This window comes from Micromonospora parastrephiae (assembly GCF_016802865.1).
Classification (GTDB): Bacteria; Actinomycetota; Actinomycetes; order Mycobacteriales; family Micromonosporaceae; genus Micromonospora; species Micromonospora parastrephiae.
The window spans coordinates 1-14,924 of sequence record NZ_JAEVHM010000136.1; the positions used below are offsets into that span (position 1 = coordinate 1).

The 14,924-nt window shown below is 72.6% G+C and carries 11 protein-coding genes and 2 pseudogenes; 6 read left to right on the plus strand and 7 right to left on the minus strand.

What is annotated here, in order from left to right; genetic code table 11:
• From JNW91_RS22590 to JNW91_RS22600, 3 genes are all read right to left on the minus strand, one after another.
• On the minus strand, positions 1-1,892 hold a 1,892-nt coding region (locus JNW91_RS22590; protein WP_238425498.1), incomplete at its 3' end, for a transglutaminase family protein.
• A 16-nt stretch (positions 1,893-1,908) separates the two neighbouring features.
• A complete protein-coding gene (locus JNW91_RS22595) occupies positions 1,909-3,207 on the minus strand; it encodes a DUF58 domain-containing protein (RefSeq protein WP_203177470.1) in 1,299 nt (432 codons plus the stop codon).
• 1 nt (position 3,208) lies between these two features.
• Positions 3,209-4,261: an AAA family ATPase gene (locus JNW91_RS22600; RefSeq protein ID WP_203177471.1), complete on the minus strand. Its 1,053-nt coding sequence runs from the start codon at positions 4,259-4,261 to the stop codon at positions 3,209-3,211.
• 266 nt (positions 4,262-4,527) lie between these two features.
• Here JNW91_RS22600 and JNW91_RS22605 point away from each other — a divergent pair, with 266 nt between their 5' ends.
• On the plus strand, positions 4,528-5,319 hold the full coding sequence (locus tag JNW91_RS22605) for a cysteine hydrolase family protein (RefSeq protein ID WP_203177472.1): 792 nt from the start codon (positions 4,528-4,530) through the stop codon (positions 5,317-5,319).
• Positions 5,320-5,569: 250 nt separating this feature from the next.
• Positions 5,570-8,410, plus strand: a complete 2,841-nt coding sequence (gene leuS / locus JNW91_RS22610; RefSeq protein WP_203177473.1) for a leucine--tRNA ligase — start codon at positions 5,570-5,572, stop codon at positions 8,408-8,410.
• Here leuS and JNW91_RS33700 read toward each other — a convergent pair.
• The 4 genes from JNW91_RS33700 to JNW91_RS22630 are packed head-to-tail and all read right to left on the minus strand — an operon-like array spanning position 8,407 to position 11,888.
• The gene (locus JNW91_RS33700) at positions 8,407-9,249 is read right to left on the minus strand and encodes a phosphotransferase (protein ID WP_203177474.1); all 843 of its coding nucleotides are present in this window, start codon (positions 9,247-9,249) and stop codon (positions 8,407-8,409) included. The genes leuS and JNW91_RS33700 overlap by 4 nt on opposite strands.
• The gene (locus tag JNW91_RS22620) at positions 9,246-9,935 is read right to left on the minus strand and encodes a TVP38/TMEM64 family protein (protein ID WP_203177475.1); all 690 of its coding nucleotides are present in this window, start codon (positions 9,933-9,935) and stop codon (positions 9,246-9,248) included. The genes JNW91_RS33700 and JNW91_RS22620 overlap by 4 nt, the downstream gene beginning before the upstream one ends.
• Positions 9,932-10,651 carry a type 1 glutamine amidotransferase gene (locus JNW91_RS22625; protein ID WP_203177476.1) on the minus strand — a complete coding sequence of 240 codons (720 nt, stop codon included), beginning with the start codon at positions 10,649-10,651 and terminating at the stop codon, positions 9,932-9,934. Before JNW91_RS22625 ends, JNW91_RS22620 begins: the two co-directional genes overlap by 4 nt.
• Positions 10,641-11,888: a MurT ligase domain-containing protein gene (locus JNW91_RS22630; protein ID WP_203177479.1), complete on the minus strand. Its 1,248-nt coding sequence runs from the start codon at positions 11,886-11,888 to the stop codon at positions 10,641-10,643. The genes JNW91_RS22625 and JNW91_RS22630 overlap by 11 nt, the downstream gene beginning before the upstream one ends.
• A gap of 355 nt (positions 11,889-12,243) precedes the next feature.
• On the opposite strand from JNW91_RS22630, the gene mraZ reads away from it, so the two are divergent.
• From mraZ to JNW91_RS33705, 4 genes and pseudogenes are all read left to right on the plus strand, one after another.
• Positions 12,244-12,675: a division/cell wall cluster transcriptional repressor MraZ gene (gene mraZ, locus JNW91_RS22635; RefSeq protein WP_203177477.1), complete on the plus strand. Its 432-nt coding sequence runs from the start codon at positions 12,244-12,246 to the stop codon at positions 12,673-12,675.
• 205 nt (positions 12,676-12,880) lie between these two features.
• Positions 12,881-13,990 (plus strand): annotated as a pseudogene (rsmH, locus tag JNW91_RS22640) (16S rRNA (cytosine(1402)-N(4))-methyltransferase RsmH).
• Complete coding sequence (locus JNW91_RS22645; RefSeq protein ID WP_203177478.1) at positions 13,980-14,585, plus strand: hypothetical protein; 606 nt, start codon at positions 13,980-13,982, stop codon at positions 14,583-14,585. The pseudogene rsmH and the gene JNW91_RS22645 overlap by 11 nt, the downstream one beginning before the upstream one ends.
• A gap of 3 nt (positions 14,586-14,588) precedes the next feature.
• Positions 14,589-14,924, plus strand: a pseudogene (locus JNW91_RS33705) (penicillin-binding protein 2); the annotation flags it as partial.

Here is a 14,924-nt window from a genome sequence, read left to right on the forward strand (position 1 = left end):
AACAGTGCCAGCAGCCCCGCCGTCCACCAGGGCCACACCGGTGGCTCCTCGGTCGGCCTCTGCCCGCCGAGGGAGAGGCCGGTGTCGGTGTCCCGGTCGGCGTTGTCCGGGCCGGCCGGACCGGCCGTCGCGTCGGGGCCCGCCGGGGTGTCCGTGGTGTCGGCGCCCGGGGCGGACGGTTCCGGCGCGTCCGTGTCCGGAGCCCAGGAGGACCGGGTCGAGCCCGGCACCCCGTACGACGGAGTGGCGTCGAACGGCACCCAGCCAATGCCGTCGAAGTAGACCTCGGTCCAGGCGTGCAGGTTGAGGTTGGTCAGCGTGTAGGTGTCGCCTTCGCGCTTGCTGCCGTTGGTGAAGCCGAACGCCACCCGGGCCGGGATGCCGGCCGTGCGGACCAGCCAGGCCATCGCGGCCGCGTACTGCTGGCAGTAGCCGACCTTGTTGGTCAGGAAGTTGACGATGTCCTGGCCGCTGCTGCCGCTCTGGGTGCTGAGCCGGTAGCTGAACCCGTTGTCCGCGGAGAAGTGCTGGTAGATCGCCAACACCCGGTCGTAGTCGGTGCGCTTGCCCTGGACCAGCCCCTTGACCAGCTCCTCCACCTCGGGCACCGCGCCGGGGGTGGCGGTCAGCTGCCGGCGTACCGGGTGGTCGGCCGGCAGCGGCTGCGCGGCCCGCAGCACCGCCGGCGTGTACGTCGAGCGGATGTAGTCGAACGTGTACTTCCGGCCCCGGGAGCTCTCCCGGTTGGAGAAGACGACCTGTTGGTTGGGGTCGTAGAGCCAGTTGCCGCTCAGGTCGTCGGTGCGTGTCGGCTCGGCGTACACCGGCATCAGGGACATGCTCAGGCTCTTGGTGACCTCGACGGTCGCCCGGTAGGCAGTCTGCTGCACTCCTCGACCGGCCCGCTCGGTCGGGTCCGGCAGGTCGCGGTTGACCGCCCGTCCGCTCGGGGTGCGCGCCTGGAACCCGTTCGGACGCAGCTCGTCGGCGACCGCATAGCGCAGGTAGAACGGGTTGGGCTCGGAGGTGGTCACCTTGACCAGGTCGGCGACCTCGGACTGGTTGAGCTGACCGGCCAGCGCGGCGAACAGGTCGATCCGCCCCGACGCGCCACCCGAGCCCGACCGGCCGTTGCCGGTGCCGTTGCCCGTCCCCTCGGTGAGCGTGTCGAGCAGCCCACCGGTCAGGCCCGGCACGGCCAGCGGCAACGCGACAGCCACTGCCACACCGACCGCCGCGAGCCGGCGGCCGGCGGACGCCAACGGGGACGCCTCCCACACGTCGACGTCGCGGCCGTCACCGGTGAACCGGCGGCCGAACCGGCGTACCCGGTCGACGTTGTCGGTCACGAGCAACCAGAGGTACCCGGCGGCGCCCACCACGAACGGCGTCGCCGGGACGCTGTCCACGTAGACGGCGACCGGCACCGAGTAGATGGCGAGCATCGGCAGCCCGGCCAGCGCGGGTCGGCGCAGCCCCACCGCCAGGACATCGACCAGCACGGCCACCCCACCGACGCCGAGCACGGTGATGAACAGCAGCGGGTCAGTGTCCGGAACTTCGACGCCGTAGGAGCGCATGTCCTGCATGGAACCGTTGAGCAGGTCGGCGAAGTGGCCGATGGTGCCCGTCGAGGGCAGGAAGGCGAGCAGCTCCGAACCGCTGGGGAACAGCCAGGTCAGGGCGAGCAGCAGAGCGGCCAGCATGCCCAGCACCTGACCCCACAGCGGCGCCCGGACGAGTCGGGTCAGCGCCGCCACCCCGGCCACCACGCCGACCGCGATCGCCGACTGGATCAGCCACGTCCAGGTCTCGAAGATGGCCGACAGCGGTGCGGCGGCGAGCAGCGTGGCGGCGGCCGCCACCGCGCCGATGTTCCGACTGGCGATCATGAGGGGAACCTTCCGTTCATCGCACGCCGCCGGCCACCGTCTCGGCCAGCGCGGCGCGCAGGGCGAAGCCCTGGGAGCCCCGGCCCGCCTGCGGCCACAGCGCCGGCAGTCGGCTGCCGTGGTCGACGCCCACCACCCGCCAGCCGCTCTGCAGCAGGGCGAGCGCGGCGGCACCGTGCGCGCGCTCCGCCTCGGACCGCGCCTTCTCCGGCAGGCTGAGCCAGGTGGAGCTGTCCAACAGGAAGCCGACGCAGGTGGCGCCATTGCCGCGCAGCCCGGCCAGCAGCTCGGCCTCGGCCACGCTCACCGCGCCGAACAGCCCGATGATCAGACCGCCGTCGGCGCGCTGCCGGACCCGCTGCACCAGGCCCGTCACCTCGGCGCGCTGGTCGAGTCGAACCTCGGCGAGGTGGTCGAGCAGCGCCCCGTCGCCGCCGGCCTCCGAGGCGTCCACGTCCACCCCGGAACCGGTGACCAGGCGCAGTTTGTAGCCGGCCTGCCGCAGGTGCACGGCGATGCTGGCGGCGGCGGACACGGCCCACTCGAAACTCGCCGTCGGCCCGTCCCCGCGGTGGCCGTACGCGCGGGTGTCCAGGACAACCGTGGCACGGCTCTCCCACGGCTGCTCCTCGCGGCGCACCATCAGCTCGCCGGTACGGGCGGTGGACTTCCAGTGCACCCGCCGCAGGTCGTCGCCGCGCCGGTACTCCCGGGTCGCCGCGTCGTCCTCGCCATGCACCGCCACGGACCGGGCCCGACTGTCGCCGCTGCCCGCGTACTCCCCGGGGAGCCGGACCGACGGCAGGGGCGTGACCTGCGGGATGACCGTCAGATGGTCGGTGCTGGGGAAGGCCCGGCTGAGTTCGCAGAGACCGAACGGGTCGGTCATCCGGACCACCAGCGGGCCCACGTCGTAGCGGCCCCGCACGTCGGCCCGCACCGTGTACGCCACGGAGCTGGCCTGGTGTGCGCCGAGTCGTTCCAGCACCACCCGGGGTCGGCTGCCCAGCGCGTAGGGCAGCCGGTCCTCCAGGAGCAGGGTGCCGGTCGGCAGGCGGGACAGGTTCTGCAGGCGCAGCACCACCCGGGAGTTGGCCCCCACCGGGACCCGGTGCGGGTCCAGTGACCGGTTGCAGGCCAGCTTGTAGCGGCTACGCCCGACGTAGGCGGCGGCCAGCAGCGGCAGGATGGCCAGCAGCACGGCCACCCGCAGCAGGTCCTTCTCGCCGAGGATGCCGGCCGAGATCGCCGCCGCGACGGCGGCGGCCAGGAACGAGCGCCCGCGGGTGGTCAGCCCGCGCAGCCCGGCACGCACGTCACGGCCTCCGCGGCTCGTAGGGGGCGCGACCGTTGCCGCTGGCGGGCCGGGTGTCGTACGGGTTGCGCTGCCGGTCGTGTGGCAGCGGCAGCCGGTGCACCAGCTCGGAGACGATCGCGTCGGTGGTGCGCCGGGCGAGCTGCGCGTCGGCGGTCGGGATGATCCGGTGCGCCAGCACGGGCACCGCCAGGGCCTGCAGGTCGTCGGGGAGGACGTAGTCGCGCCCCTCCAGGGCGGCGACCGCCCGGGCGGTGCGCAGCAGTTGCAGGGTGGCCCGGGGGGAGGCGCCCAGTCGCAGGTCGGGGGCCTCGCGGGTGGCGGTGACCAGGTCGATCGCGTACTGCTTGACGGCGTCGGCGACGTGCACCTGACGGACGGTGGCGATGAGCTGCCGGACGATGTCCGCGTCGGAGACCGGGCGCAGTTCGTGCAGCGGGTCCGTGGCGCCGTGCCCGTCGAGCATGGCCAGCTCGGCGCCCGAGTCCGGGTAGCCCATGGCGATCCGGGCGGTGAACCGGTCGCGCTGCGCCTCGGGCAGCGGGTAGGTCCCCTCCATCTCGATCGGGTTCTGGGTGGCGATGACCATGAACGGGGTCTGTAGCTGGTAGGTCACGCCGTCGACGGTGACCTGGCGTTCCTCCATGCACTCCAGCAACGCCGACTGGGTCTTCGGCGAGGCCCGGTTGATCTCGTCGCCGACCACCAGGTTGGCGAAGACGGCGCCCGGGCGGAACTCGAAGTCGTGCGTCTCCTGGTTGTAGACGCTGACGCCGGTGACGTCGCTGGGCAGCAGGTCGGGGGTGAACTGGATCCGTCGTACCGTGCAGTCGATGGACCGCGCGAGGGCCTTGGCCAGCTTGGTCTTGCCGACACCCGGGACGTCTTCGATCAGGAGGTGACCCTCGGCGAGCAGAACGGCCAGGGCGAGCCGCACCGTGGCGGTCTTGCCCTCGATGACCTGCTCGATGTTGGCCACGATGGCCTCGCTGGCGGCGCGGAACTCGTCGTGCGGCAACAGGCCGCCCACCTCGTCCCAGGTCTGTTGTGTCACGGGCCTCCTCCTCGTCGCCGTCACGGCAGCTCTGTTTAGAGCACCTGGACCCGCCGTAGGGTTCGCGACGCCGAGCCTCGTTTGCCGCAGGAATCTCACTGGCCTCTCAGGCTAACCATGTTTGTCGTTATCGCCGACCCCCGCAGGTAGTCCGTCGGTTACGCACCGATTTTCGCCAGGTCGAGGGACGCGTGACTGTCCCGTCCCCGGGTATCCGGCGTCCCGCTCCGCGTGGGTCGCGCGGACGGGAACCCGGGGAGGGCGCCGTGTGGCGGGAGCGGGATATCTACGGGGAGACCGACGACGGCGCCGTACGCCTCGGCGGCGGCGCGGCGCAGTGGCGCCTGCACACCGACCACGTCGACGTGGCGGGCGGCGCCGGCGGGCGGCGGGTCCGGATCGACGCCGAGTTGCTGCCCGTCGTCCTGGACCTGGACGCGAGCGCCCTGGTCCTTCTCGACCTGCAGAACGACTTCTGTTCCCCGGGAGGCTGGACCGACCGCTCGGGGCTTGACCACACCGCCTGCCGGGCGGCCGTTCCCGGTGCGGTACGCGCGGTGCGGGCCGCCCGCGAGCTCGACGTACCCGTCATCTGGGTGTACTGGCACAACCGCCCCGACCTGCGCAACCTTGGCGCGTCCACGCTCTGGTCGTTCAAGCACCGCCTCGACCAGGCCGGCATCGGGCAGCCCCTGGACCACGGCCCGGTGCTGACCGAGGGTTCGTGGGGCGCGACGCTGGTGGACGAGCTGCGGGAGCTGGCGCGGCCCGAGGACGTGCGGATCGAGAAGTACCGGATGAACGGGTTCCACGCCACCCATCTCGACCAGGTGCTGCGCGCCCAGGGCATCCGCACTCTTTTCTTCGGCGGGGTCAACACCGACCAGTGCGTCAGCACCACGATGGAGGACGCCTACTTCCGGGACTACGCCGCCGTGCTGCTCACCGACGCGACCGCCACCTCCAGCCCCGACTACTGCAGGGACGCGGTGGTCTTCAACTCCCAGCAGTGTTGGGGCTTCACCACCGACACCGCCCGGCTCGCCGCGGCCCGGTGACCGCCCCGTGGCCCGCGCCTGGCGGCGGCCGCGTCGCCCGGTCCGGGCGCGGGGTACACTGCGGGGCATGGCCGGAGTCTTCCTGCTTCTTACCGGGCCGTGCTGATGCGCTGAACGCGTGACAGCACGGCGGCCCCTCCTGCGCGAGGGGCTTTTTTGTGCCCTCCGCCGGCCCGTCCGGCGGTGCCGAGACGACCGGCCCGGCCCGGTGACGACGCCGAGATGAAGCGAAGCGAAGCGAGGAGAGACGATGAGTGAGGCAGCCGCACCGGCGGGCGACATTCCCCCGTTCCGGTACACCGCGGCCCTGGCCGACGAGATCGAGAATCGTTGGCAGGACACCTGGGCGCGCGAGGGCACCTTCCACGCACCGAACCCGACCGGCCCGCTGGCCGACCCGGAGCACCCCCGCGCCGGCGCGGAGAAGCTGTACGTGCTGGACATGTTCCCCTACCCGTCGGGCGCCGGCCTGCACGTGGGCCACCCGCTGGGCTACATCGGCACCGACTGCTTCGCCCGCTACCAGCGGATGGCCGGGCGCAACGTGCTGCACGCGATGGGCTTCGACGCGTTCGGCCTGCCCGCCGAGCAGTACGCGGTGCAGACCGGCACCCACCCCAGGACCACAACGGTGGCGAACATCCAGCGGTACAAGACGCAGCTGCGCCGGCTGGGGCTGGCCCACGACGAGCGTCGCTCGGTGGCGACCATCGACACCGACTTCTACCGCTGGACCCAGTGGATCTTCCTGCAGATCTTCAACTCCTGGTACGACCGGGACGCCGGCCGCGCCCGCCCGATCGCCGAGCTGATCGCCGAGTTCGAGGGCGGCAACCGGCCCACCCCCGACGGTCGGGCCTGGGCCGAGCTGAGCGTCGCCGAGCGCCGCCAGGTCGTCGACGACCACCGCCTGGCGTACGTCTCGCAGGCCCCGGTCAACTGGTGCCCCGGGCTGGGCACCGTGCTGGCCAACGAGGAGGTCACCGCCGACGGCCGTTCCGAGCGGGGCAACTTCCCGGTCTTCAAGCGCGACCTGAAGCAGTGGATGATGCGGATCACCGCGTACGGCGACCGCCTGCTGGACGACCTGAACAGCCTGGACTGGCCCGAGCCGATCAAGCACATGCAGCGCAACTGGATCGGTCGCTCCACCGGCGCGCACATCGACTTCCCCACCAGCCAGGACCCGGTCCGGGTGTTCACGACCCGTCCGGACACCATCTTCGGGGCCACCTACATGGTGCTGGCGCCCGAGCACGAGCTGGTCGACGCGCTGGTGCCGGCGGCCTGGCCCGACGCCACGCGGGACGTCTGGACCGGTGGGCACGCGAGCCCCCGGGCGGCCGTCGAGGCGTACCGCAAGGCGGCGGCGGCCAAGACCGACGTCGAGCGGCAGTCCGACACCAAGGAGAAGACCGGCGTCTTCATCGGCGCGTACGCCACCAACCCGGTCACCGGCGAGCAGGTCCCGATCTTCATCGCGGACTACGTGCTGGCCGGCTACGGCACCGGCGCGATCATGGCGGTGCCCGCGCAGGACGAGCGGGACTGGGCGTTCGCCGAGGTGTTCGAGCTGCCCATCGTGCGTACCGTGCAGCCGGCGGAGGGCTTCGACGGCAAGGCGTACACCGGGGACGGCCCGGCGATCAACAGCGCCGCGCCCGAGCGCGGCCTGGACCTGAACGGCCTGGGGGTCGCCGACGCCAAGGCGGCGATCATCGCCTGGCTGGAGGCGAACGGGCACGGCACCGGCGCGGTGACGTACCGGCTGCGCGACTGGCTGTTCTCCCGGCAGCGCTACTGGGGTGAGCCGTTCCCGATCGTCTACGACTCCACCGGCGCGGCCATCGCCCTGCCCGAGGAGATGCTGCCGGTCGAGCTGCCGGAGGTGGACGACTTCTCCCCGAAGACGTTCGACCCGAACGACGCGGAGTCCAACCCGGAGACCCCGCTGTCGCGGCGGCGCGACTGGGTCGAGGTGGAACTGGATCTGGGTGACGGGCCGCAGCGCTACACCCGGGAGACCAACGTGATGCCGCAGTGGGCCGGCTCCTGCTGGTACGAGCTGCGCTACCTGGACCCGACCAACAGCGAGCGGTTCGTCGACGAGGAGAACGAGCGGTACTGGATGGGCCCGCGCGGTGCGGGTGACTGCGGGGGCACCGACCTGTACGTCGGCGGCGCCGAGCACGCCGTGCTGCACCTGCTGTACGCCCGGTTCTGGCACAAGGTGCTGTACGACCTGGGGCACGTGTCGTCGTTCGAGCCGTTCCGCAAGCTGTTCAACCAGGGCATGATTCAGGCGTACGCGTACACCGACTCGCGCGGCAGCTACGTGCAGGCCGAGGAGGTCGTCGAGCGCGACGGCGCCTACTACCTGGGCGACCTGGTGGTCAACCGCGAGTACGGCAAGATGGGCAAGTCGCTGAAGAACGTGGTGACGCCCGACGACATGTGCGCCGCGTACGGCGCGGACACCTTCCGGGTGTACGAGATGTCGATGGGCCCGCTGGAGGTGTCCCGTCCCTGGGAGACCCGGGCGGTGGTCGGCGCGTACCGGTTCCTGCAGCGGGTCTGGCGGGCCGTGGTCGACGAGCAGACCGGCGCGCTGCGGGTCAGCGACGGCCCGGCCGACGAGGCGACCCGTCGGCTGCTGCACAAGGTGATCCACGGTGTCCGCGGCGACATGGACGGCATCCGGTTCAACACCGCGATCGCCAAGCTGATCGAGCTGACCAACGGGCTGACCCGGCTGTCGGCGACGCCCCGCGAGGTGGCCGAGCCGCTGGTGCTGATGGTGGCGCCGTTCGCCCCGCACATCGCCGAGGAGCTGTGGCGCCGGCTGGGGCACGACACCTCGCTGACGTACGTGGACTTCCCGACCGCCGACCCGGCGCTGCTGGTGGCCGACACGGTGACCTACCCGGTGCAGGTCAACGGAAAGGTCCGTGGCCGCGTCGAGGTCCCCGCCGACGCGTCCGAGGAGACCGTCCGCGCGGCGGCCCTGGACGCGGTGGCCGCCGTGCTGGCCGGCAAGGAACCCCGCAAGGTCATCGTGGTCCCGAACCGACTGGTGTCCGTGGTGGCTTAGGCCCCGCGTCGATCATGGAGTTGTGGTGGCCGGTTCATCCGTTTTCCAGGTGATCGGTACCCCACCACACTCATGATCGACCCAGTTACCGGGCGGCGGTTCGCGTGCAGCCAGCGCTGCCAGCGGCGTACTCCGTCGGGCACGCCCGCCTCGCGTAGCCGGCGCATGGCCAGCTCGTCGCGGTCGGCGCCGGCGTCGATGCCGCGCCAGGTGCTCTCCATCTGGTCGAGCATCACGTCGACCAGCTCCGCCCGGGGCAGCACCCCCGGGCCGGCTGCCTCGTAGGCGTCGCAGAGGACGCGACAACGCCGGCCCAGCTCGGCGGGATCGGCGCCCTCGCCCAACGGGGCCCAGTGCCAGCCGGCGAACGCCACGTCCTCGATCCGCCGCCCCGGCGCGGCCAGGTCCCAGTCGAGGAAGGCCACCGGGAGCGGGCCGGCGGGGAAGTCCCGGTACACCGTGTTCTTCGGCGACAGGTCGCGGTGACACACGGTCTCGGCGTCGCCGGCCAACCCGGTTCCCGCACACGCGTCGTGCAGCAGGCGGATCAGCTCGGCCAGCCGCACCAGCGCCGGGTCGGCGAAGAAAGCGGGATCCTCCCGGTCCCGCCACGGCACCCGCCCGGCGACGTAGCTGAGGATCTCCCGGCCCTGGGCGTCGACGCCCAGGTGGCGGGGCGCGAGGTCCGCGCCCACGCCGGCCAGGTGACGCAGCAGGGCGCCGACGAAGTCCAGGTTGGCCGGCGGGGTACGTCGTACCGTGTCGCCGACCCGGACCACGTCGGCGACGAAGCCGCCGGTGAGTGCCTCCTCGACGGGGTCGCCGGTCGGTTCGGTCACGGTGCGACCGCCATCGAACGGCGGCGGCGCTCGGCGCGCCACCAGCGGTGGACCAGCACCACGCTGGCGATCAGGCCGAGACTGGAGGGGGCGGCCGCGTACCAGTTGACGTGGCCGGGAGAGCTGACCGCCGCGCCGATCGCGGCGTAGCCGAACGCGGTCGGCGCGGAGGCGATGACGCTGCCGGCCAGAAACGGCAGGATCCGCGCGCCGGTCGTGCCGTAGCCGTAACTGACCAGCCCGAAGCCGGCGATCGGCAGCAGCCGGACGGTGACCACGCCGAGCACGCTCTGCCGGGCGAACCAGCCGTCGAGGCGGGCCAGCCGGCCACGCACGCGCTCGGCGACGAACTCCCGGCCGAGCAGCCGGCCCACCGTGAACCCGATCGCCGCCGCCACCAACGCGGCGCCCAGGGCGTACGCGGCTCCCTCCAGCGGGCCGAAGATCGCGCCGGCGGCGAGGGTGATGAACGTCCGGGGGACCAGTGCGACCAGCAGCAGCGCGCCGCCGAGGACCGCGGCCACCGGGGCGAGGTCGCCCAACTGGTCGGCCAGCCTCGGCAGCTGCTGCGGATCCGGTCGGGGCACCAGGAGCAGCAGCAGCCCGCAGCAGCCGATCAGCAGGACGAGCAGGGCGAACCGGGCGGCCGACGGCTGCCGGAGCAGCCGCCGGACGGCGCGGATCATGCCCGGGCGGCGGCCACTGCGGCGCGGCGCTCGTTGCGGAGCCGGTCGGACCAGGTGTCGTTCAGCGGCGGAAGCTGGTTCGCCCCGGTGGCCCAGCGCAGCAGCAGGTCGGCCAGGGCCGGGTTGCGGGCCAGCGCGGGGCCGTGCGAGTAGGTGCCGAGCAGCTTGCCGCGCCAGGCGCCCTCGGTGGCACCGTCGTTGCCCACCCCGGCGGTTACCCGGGCCAGCGGGGAGACCTCCGGGCCGAGGTGGGTACGGCCGCCGTGGTTCTCGAAGCCGGTCAACGCGGGCAGGCCCAGCCGGGGATCGATCTCACCGGCCAGCTCGCCGACGGCCCGGCTCGGGCCCCGGTCGGACTGCAGGTCGAGCAGCTCCAGGCCACGGCACTGCACGCCCTTGGCGAAGAAGGAGGTGCCGAGCAGTTGGTAGCCGGCGCAGACGCCGAACACCACCGAACCCTGGGCCACCGCCCGGTGCAGACCGCCGTCGGCGATCAGCCGCTGCGCGCCCAGCGCCTGCGGCCCGTCCTCACCGCCGCCGACCAGGTAGATGTCGGCGGTGGCGGGCAGCCGCTGGTCGGAGCGGACCTCCAGCACCTCGACCGGCATGCCACGCTGGCGCGCCCGCCGGGCGAGGATCAGCGCGTTGCCCCGGTCGCCGTACGTGGAGAGCAGGTCGGGGTAGATCCAGACGATACGCAGGCTCTCAGTTGACACGGTCCAACTCCGCTCGGATGTCCTGGAACGCGGTGTAGTTCGCGATGACCTCCAGCCGCCCGGGCGGGACCGACCGGATCGCGTCGTCGAAGGTGCGGACGTGCTGGAACGCCACGTCGTTGACGTCCAGTCGGACCGCCAGGTCGTACGCCCGGTCGCCGGTGATCAGCACCTGCCGGCCGCGCAGCGGCGCGAAGTCGACGTCGAAGAGCCAGGAGGTGTCCAGCCCGTCGGGGTCGCGCGCGTTGATGGAGAGCAGGGTCGGCGCCTCGTCGGCCATGTCGAAGGCCTCCAGCCAGCTGGCCGGGTTCTTGGCCAGCAGCAGGCGGATGTTGCGCCCGTCGCGGTCCACCTGCGCGTAGCGCCCCGCCACCGAGGTGACGATGCCGAGGCGGGACACCGCGTCGACCGGGCGTACGCCGAACTCGGCGGCCACGGCCAGCGCGGTGGCCGCGTTGCCGAGGTTGACCTTGCCGGGCAGTTGGAGGGAGACCTTGTGCCAGGCGCCGGTGGGGTCGAGCACGCCCTCGTCCTCGACGACCCACTGTGGCTCCGGTCGGCGCAGCGGGCAGCCGGTGCACCACCACTGGTCGCCGGAGCGCTGGATGGTGGAGCCGCACTCGGGGCAGACCCAGGAGTCGTCGTGCCAGCGCTGGCCGGCGCTGAACCAGGTCACGTGCGGTGGGTTGATGCCCCGGGCCGGGTCGGCCGGAGGGGTGGCGGCCCAGACCACCATCGGGTCGTCGGCGTTGGCCACCACCCGCACGTCGGTGTGCCGGACCAGGGCCGCACGCCAGAGCTGCGCCATCATGGCGACCTCCTTGGCGCGGTCGAGCTGGTCGCGGGAGAGGTTCAGCAGGGCGACGACGTGCGGTTCGGTCGCCTCCAGCACCTGGGCGAGATAGTGCTCGTCGACCTCCAGCACCGCGTACGGGGTGCTGCCGGCCTTGGCCAGCGCCGAGGTGTGCCCGGTCGGCATGTTGGCGCCGAACGAGTTGGTGGCGACCCGGCCGAGCACGCCGACCGCGGCGGCGGTCAGGCGCGTGGTGGTGGTTTTGCCGTTGGTGCCGGAGACGAGCGCGATCGCGCGCCCGGCCGACAGGTGGACCAGTAGGTCCGGGTCGATCTTCAGCCCGATCCACCCGCCGATCACCGAACCGTCGCCACGGCCGGCCGCCCGGGAGAGCGCCGCGGCGGTCCGTGACACGGAGCTGGCCACCTTGGCCCGTAGGGGCATTTTCGCGTCCGTCACGCGAGCGAGGTTACCGGACCGCCCGCCTCACCAGATCGCCGCCGACGGTGAACCGTTCGGCCGTGGCTTCCGCGCGGGCGGCCGGGTGGGCGTCCGCCGGAGGGAGTCGATCTATGTCGGAAAGCGGACCACGCCGGAGGGGCGCCGCGGCCCTCCACCGTGCTCCACCCCTTGTGACGTGCGGTTTTGCCTCCGGATCGGGCGCGCCACGCGGGCGAATCTGGTTGCAGGTGGAGGGAAGTGGAGTAGAGTGGGGACCAATGGTGAGGCCGGGAGGGCTCACCGGCCCGGGGGGTCAGCGGCGCCGCGAACGCCGCTCAAGGGCGAGGGGGTAGGGCCGATGTTTCTCGGCACCCACACTCCGCGCCTGGACGAAAAGGGCCGGCTGATCCTTCCGGCCAAGTTCCGGGATGAGCTGGCGGGGGGTGTCGTGGTCACCAAAGGGCAGGAGCGCTGTCTCTACGTCTTCCCGACGCCCGAGTTCCAGCGGATCGCGGAGCAGTTGCGCGCGCAGCCGATGACACACAAGGCGGCCCGGGCCTACAGCCGGGTCTTCTTTGCCAGCGCCCACGACGAGGTCCCGGACAAGCAGGGCCGGGTGACGATCCCGGCCCACCTTCGGGCGTACGCCGCGCTGGACCGCGACCTCGTGGTGATCGGCGCGAGCACGCGGGTGGAGATCTGGGACAAGGTCGCCTGGGAGACCTACCTCGCCGAGAGCGAAGACGACTTCGCCGACATCGAGGAGGGGGTGCTGCCCGGCGGTCTGTAGGGCGGAACGGCGCCCGACGTACTGCGAGATCTCCAGCCGCTTTCGAGTTCCTGGCATCCCTTCCCCGGTGCCAGGCGCACGATCCAGTCATCGGGCCCGAGCCCGGTGGCCGGCGGGAGCGGATGGGGATCTGGCGGTACGACGGCAGCGCCGTCCGACGGCAGGCGCACGAGAAGAACGGACGTTTCAACCAGTGGGGGTCGACATGGGGGAGTTGCGCGGCACGCACGTGCCGGTGCTGCTCGAGCGGTGTCTCGAGCTGCTGGCCCCCGCGCTGGGTCGAGGCGGCCGGACGGTGTACGTCGACGCGACGCTCGGCCTGGCCGGGCACGCGGAGGCGGTGTTGGCGGCGCACCCGGAGACGGTCCTCATCGGGCTCGATCGGGACACCGAGGCGCTGGCCCACGCGCGGGTCCGGCTGGCCCGGTTCGCCGACCGGGTGCACCTGGAGCACGCCGTCTACGACGAGCTGCCCGAGGTGCTGGAGCGGCTGGGCTATCCGGGCATCGACGGGATCCTGTTCGACCTGGGGGTGTCGTCGCTGCAACTGGACGCGCCCGACCGCGGGTTCGCCTACGCGCAGGACGCGCCGTTGGACATGCGGATGGACCAGACCCGGGGGGTGACCGCCGAGGAGGTGGTCAACACGTACGCGCATCCGGACCTGGCCCGGGTGCTGCGGGTCTACGGCGAGGAGAAGTTCGCCGGCCGGATCGCCTCGGCGATCATCCGGGAGCGGGAACGCGCCCGGATCACCTCGTCCGCGCGGCTGGCGGAGCTGGTCCGGGACTCCATTCCGGCACCAGCCCGACGAACGGGCGGACACCCGGCAAAGAGAACGTTTCAGGCTTTGCGGATCGAGGTAAACAAGGAGCTGGCAGCGCTGGAGACGGCGCTGCCGTCCGCGCTCGACGCACTGACCGTGGGCGGTCGCATGGTGGTCCTGTCCTACCACTCGCTGGAGGACCGGCTCACCAAGGCGGCGCTCGCGGACCGGGTCCGCAGTAAGGGCCCGGTCGACCTCCCGGTTGAGCTGCCCGGGTCCGGTCCGACGTTCCGGCTGCTCAGCCGGGGCGCCGAACTACCCGGGGAGGCGGAGGTCGCCGCGAACCCGCGCGCCGCCTCGGTGCGGCTGCGGGCCGCGGAGCGACTCGACCCGAACGCGACAGAGCAGGGGCGGACCGACCGCGAACGGTCCCGCCGAAGGGTGAAGGGAATGCACCAACCGGGCACGGGGTCCGCCTGATCCGTGGGGGATCAGGGGTGCCGTGACCGTAGAGGGACGGATGTTGAGGGGGAGGGACATGAACATTGACAAGCGCGACCGCCGGGACGTCACCGGCGGCGGGCAGCGCGCACCGCGGTCGGGGGGCCGGACCGCGGCGGAGCGGGCTCCGCGCGTGGGGAACGGTACGCCACGCATCGATCGAGTGAATCGGCAGGGGGAGGCTCGCGCCCGGGGGGCGCGCGAGTTCCCGACCCAGGGCACCGCCGCGCTGCGTCCGGCCGAGAAGGCCGGCGTCGCGGCGAGCGCCCGTCCGCCCCGGCTGCGGGTGGCGCCGCCTCCGCCGGTGTCGGTGCCGCGTGCGCCGTTCGCGGCGCTGATCGTGGTGCTGGTGGTCGGTGGGGTGCTGGGCATCCTGGCGGTCAACACCAAGATCAACGAGAACGCCTTCCGGTTGGAGAAGCTGCAGCAGCAGCAGGCCCGACTGGACCTGGAGAAGCAGCAGCTCGACAAGCAGATCGCCGACGCCAAGGCGCCGGGGAACCTGACCGCCCAGGCGCGCCGACTGGGCCTGGTGGACGCCGGTGAGCCGGCGTACATCCGGCTGCCGGACGGCAAGACCATCGGCGTGCCGAAGCCGGCGACCGGCGAGCCGTCGGTGACCAGCCAGGGCGCGGGAGGCTGACCGGTGCCACCGAGGTCGGACGAACCGCGCCGGAACCCCACGGGGTCCCGGCGCGGTTCTGCACGTGACAGCGGGCCCGTCGACGGGGAGGCGGGCACCGACGAGCCGGGTATCGGCGGCATCTCCGGCGCCCGGGCGTACACCCCTCGGGGCCGGACCGTCCGCGAGGAGCGCGGCGTGCCGACCCGCGGCGCCGAGCAGCGGCGTACTCCGCGCAGCACCCGTTCCAACGACCCGTTCCGGCCGGCGTTGCAGGTGCTCGACGGTGGCCGGGCCGCCGCCGCCCGGGCGGCCCGGCGGGACTCGCCGGCGGCCGGACGCGGCGGTGTCGTGCGGACC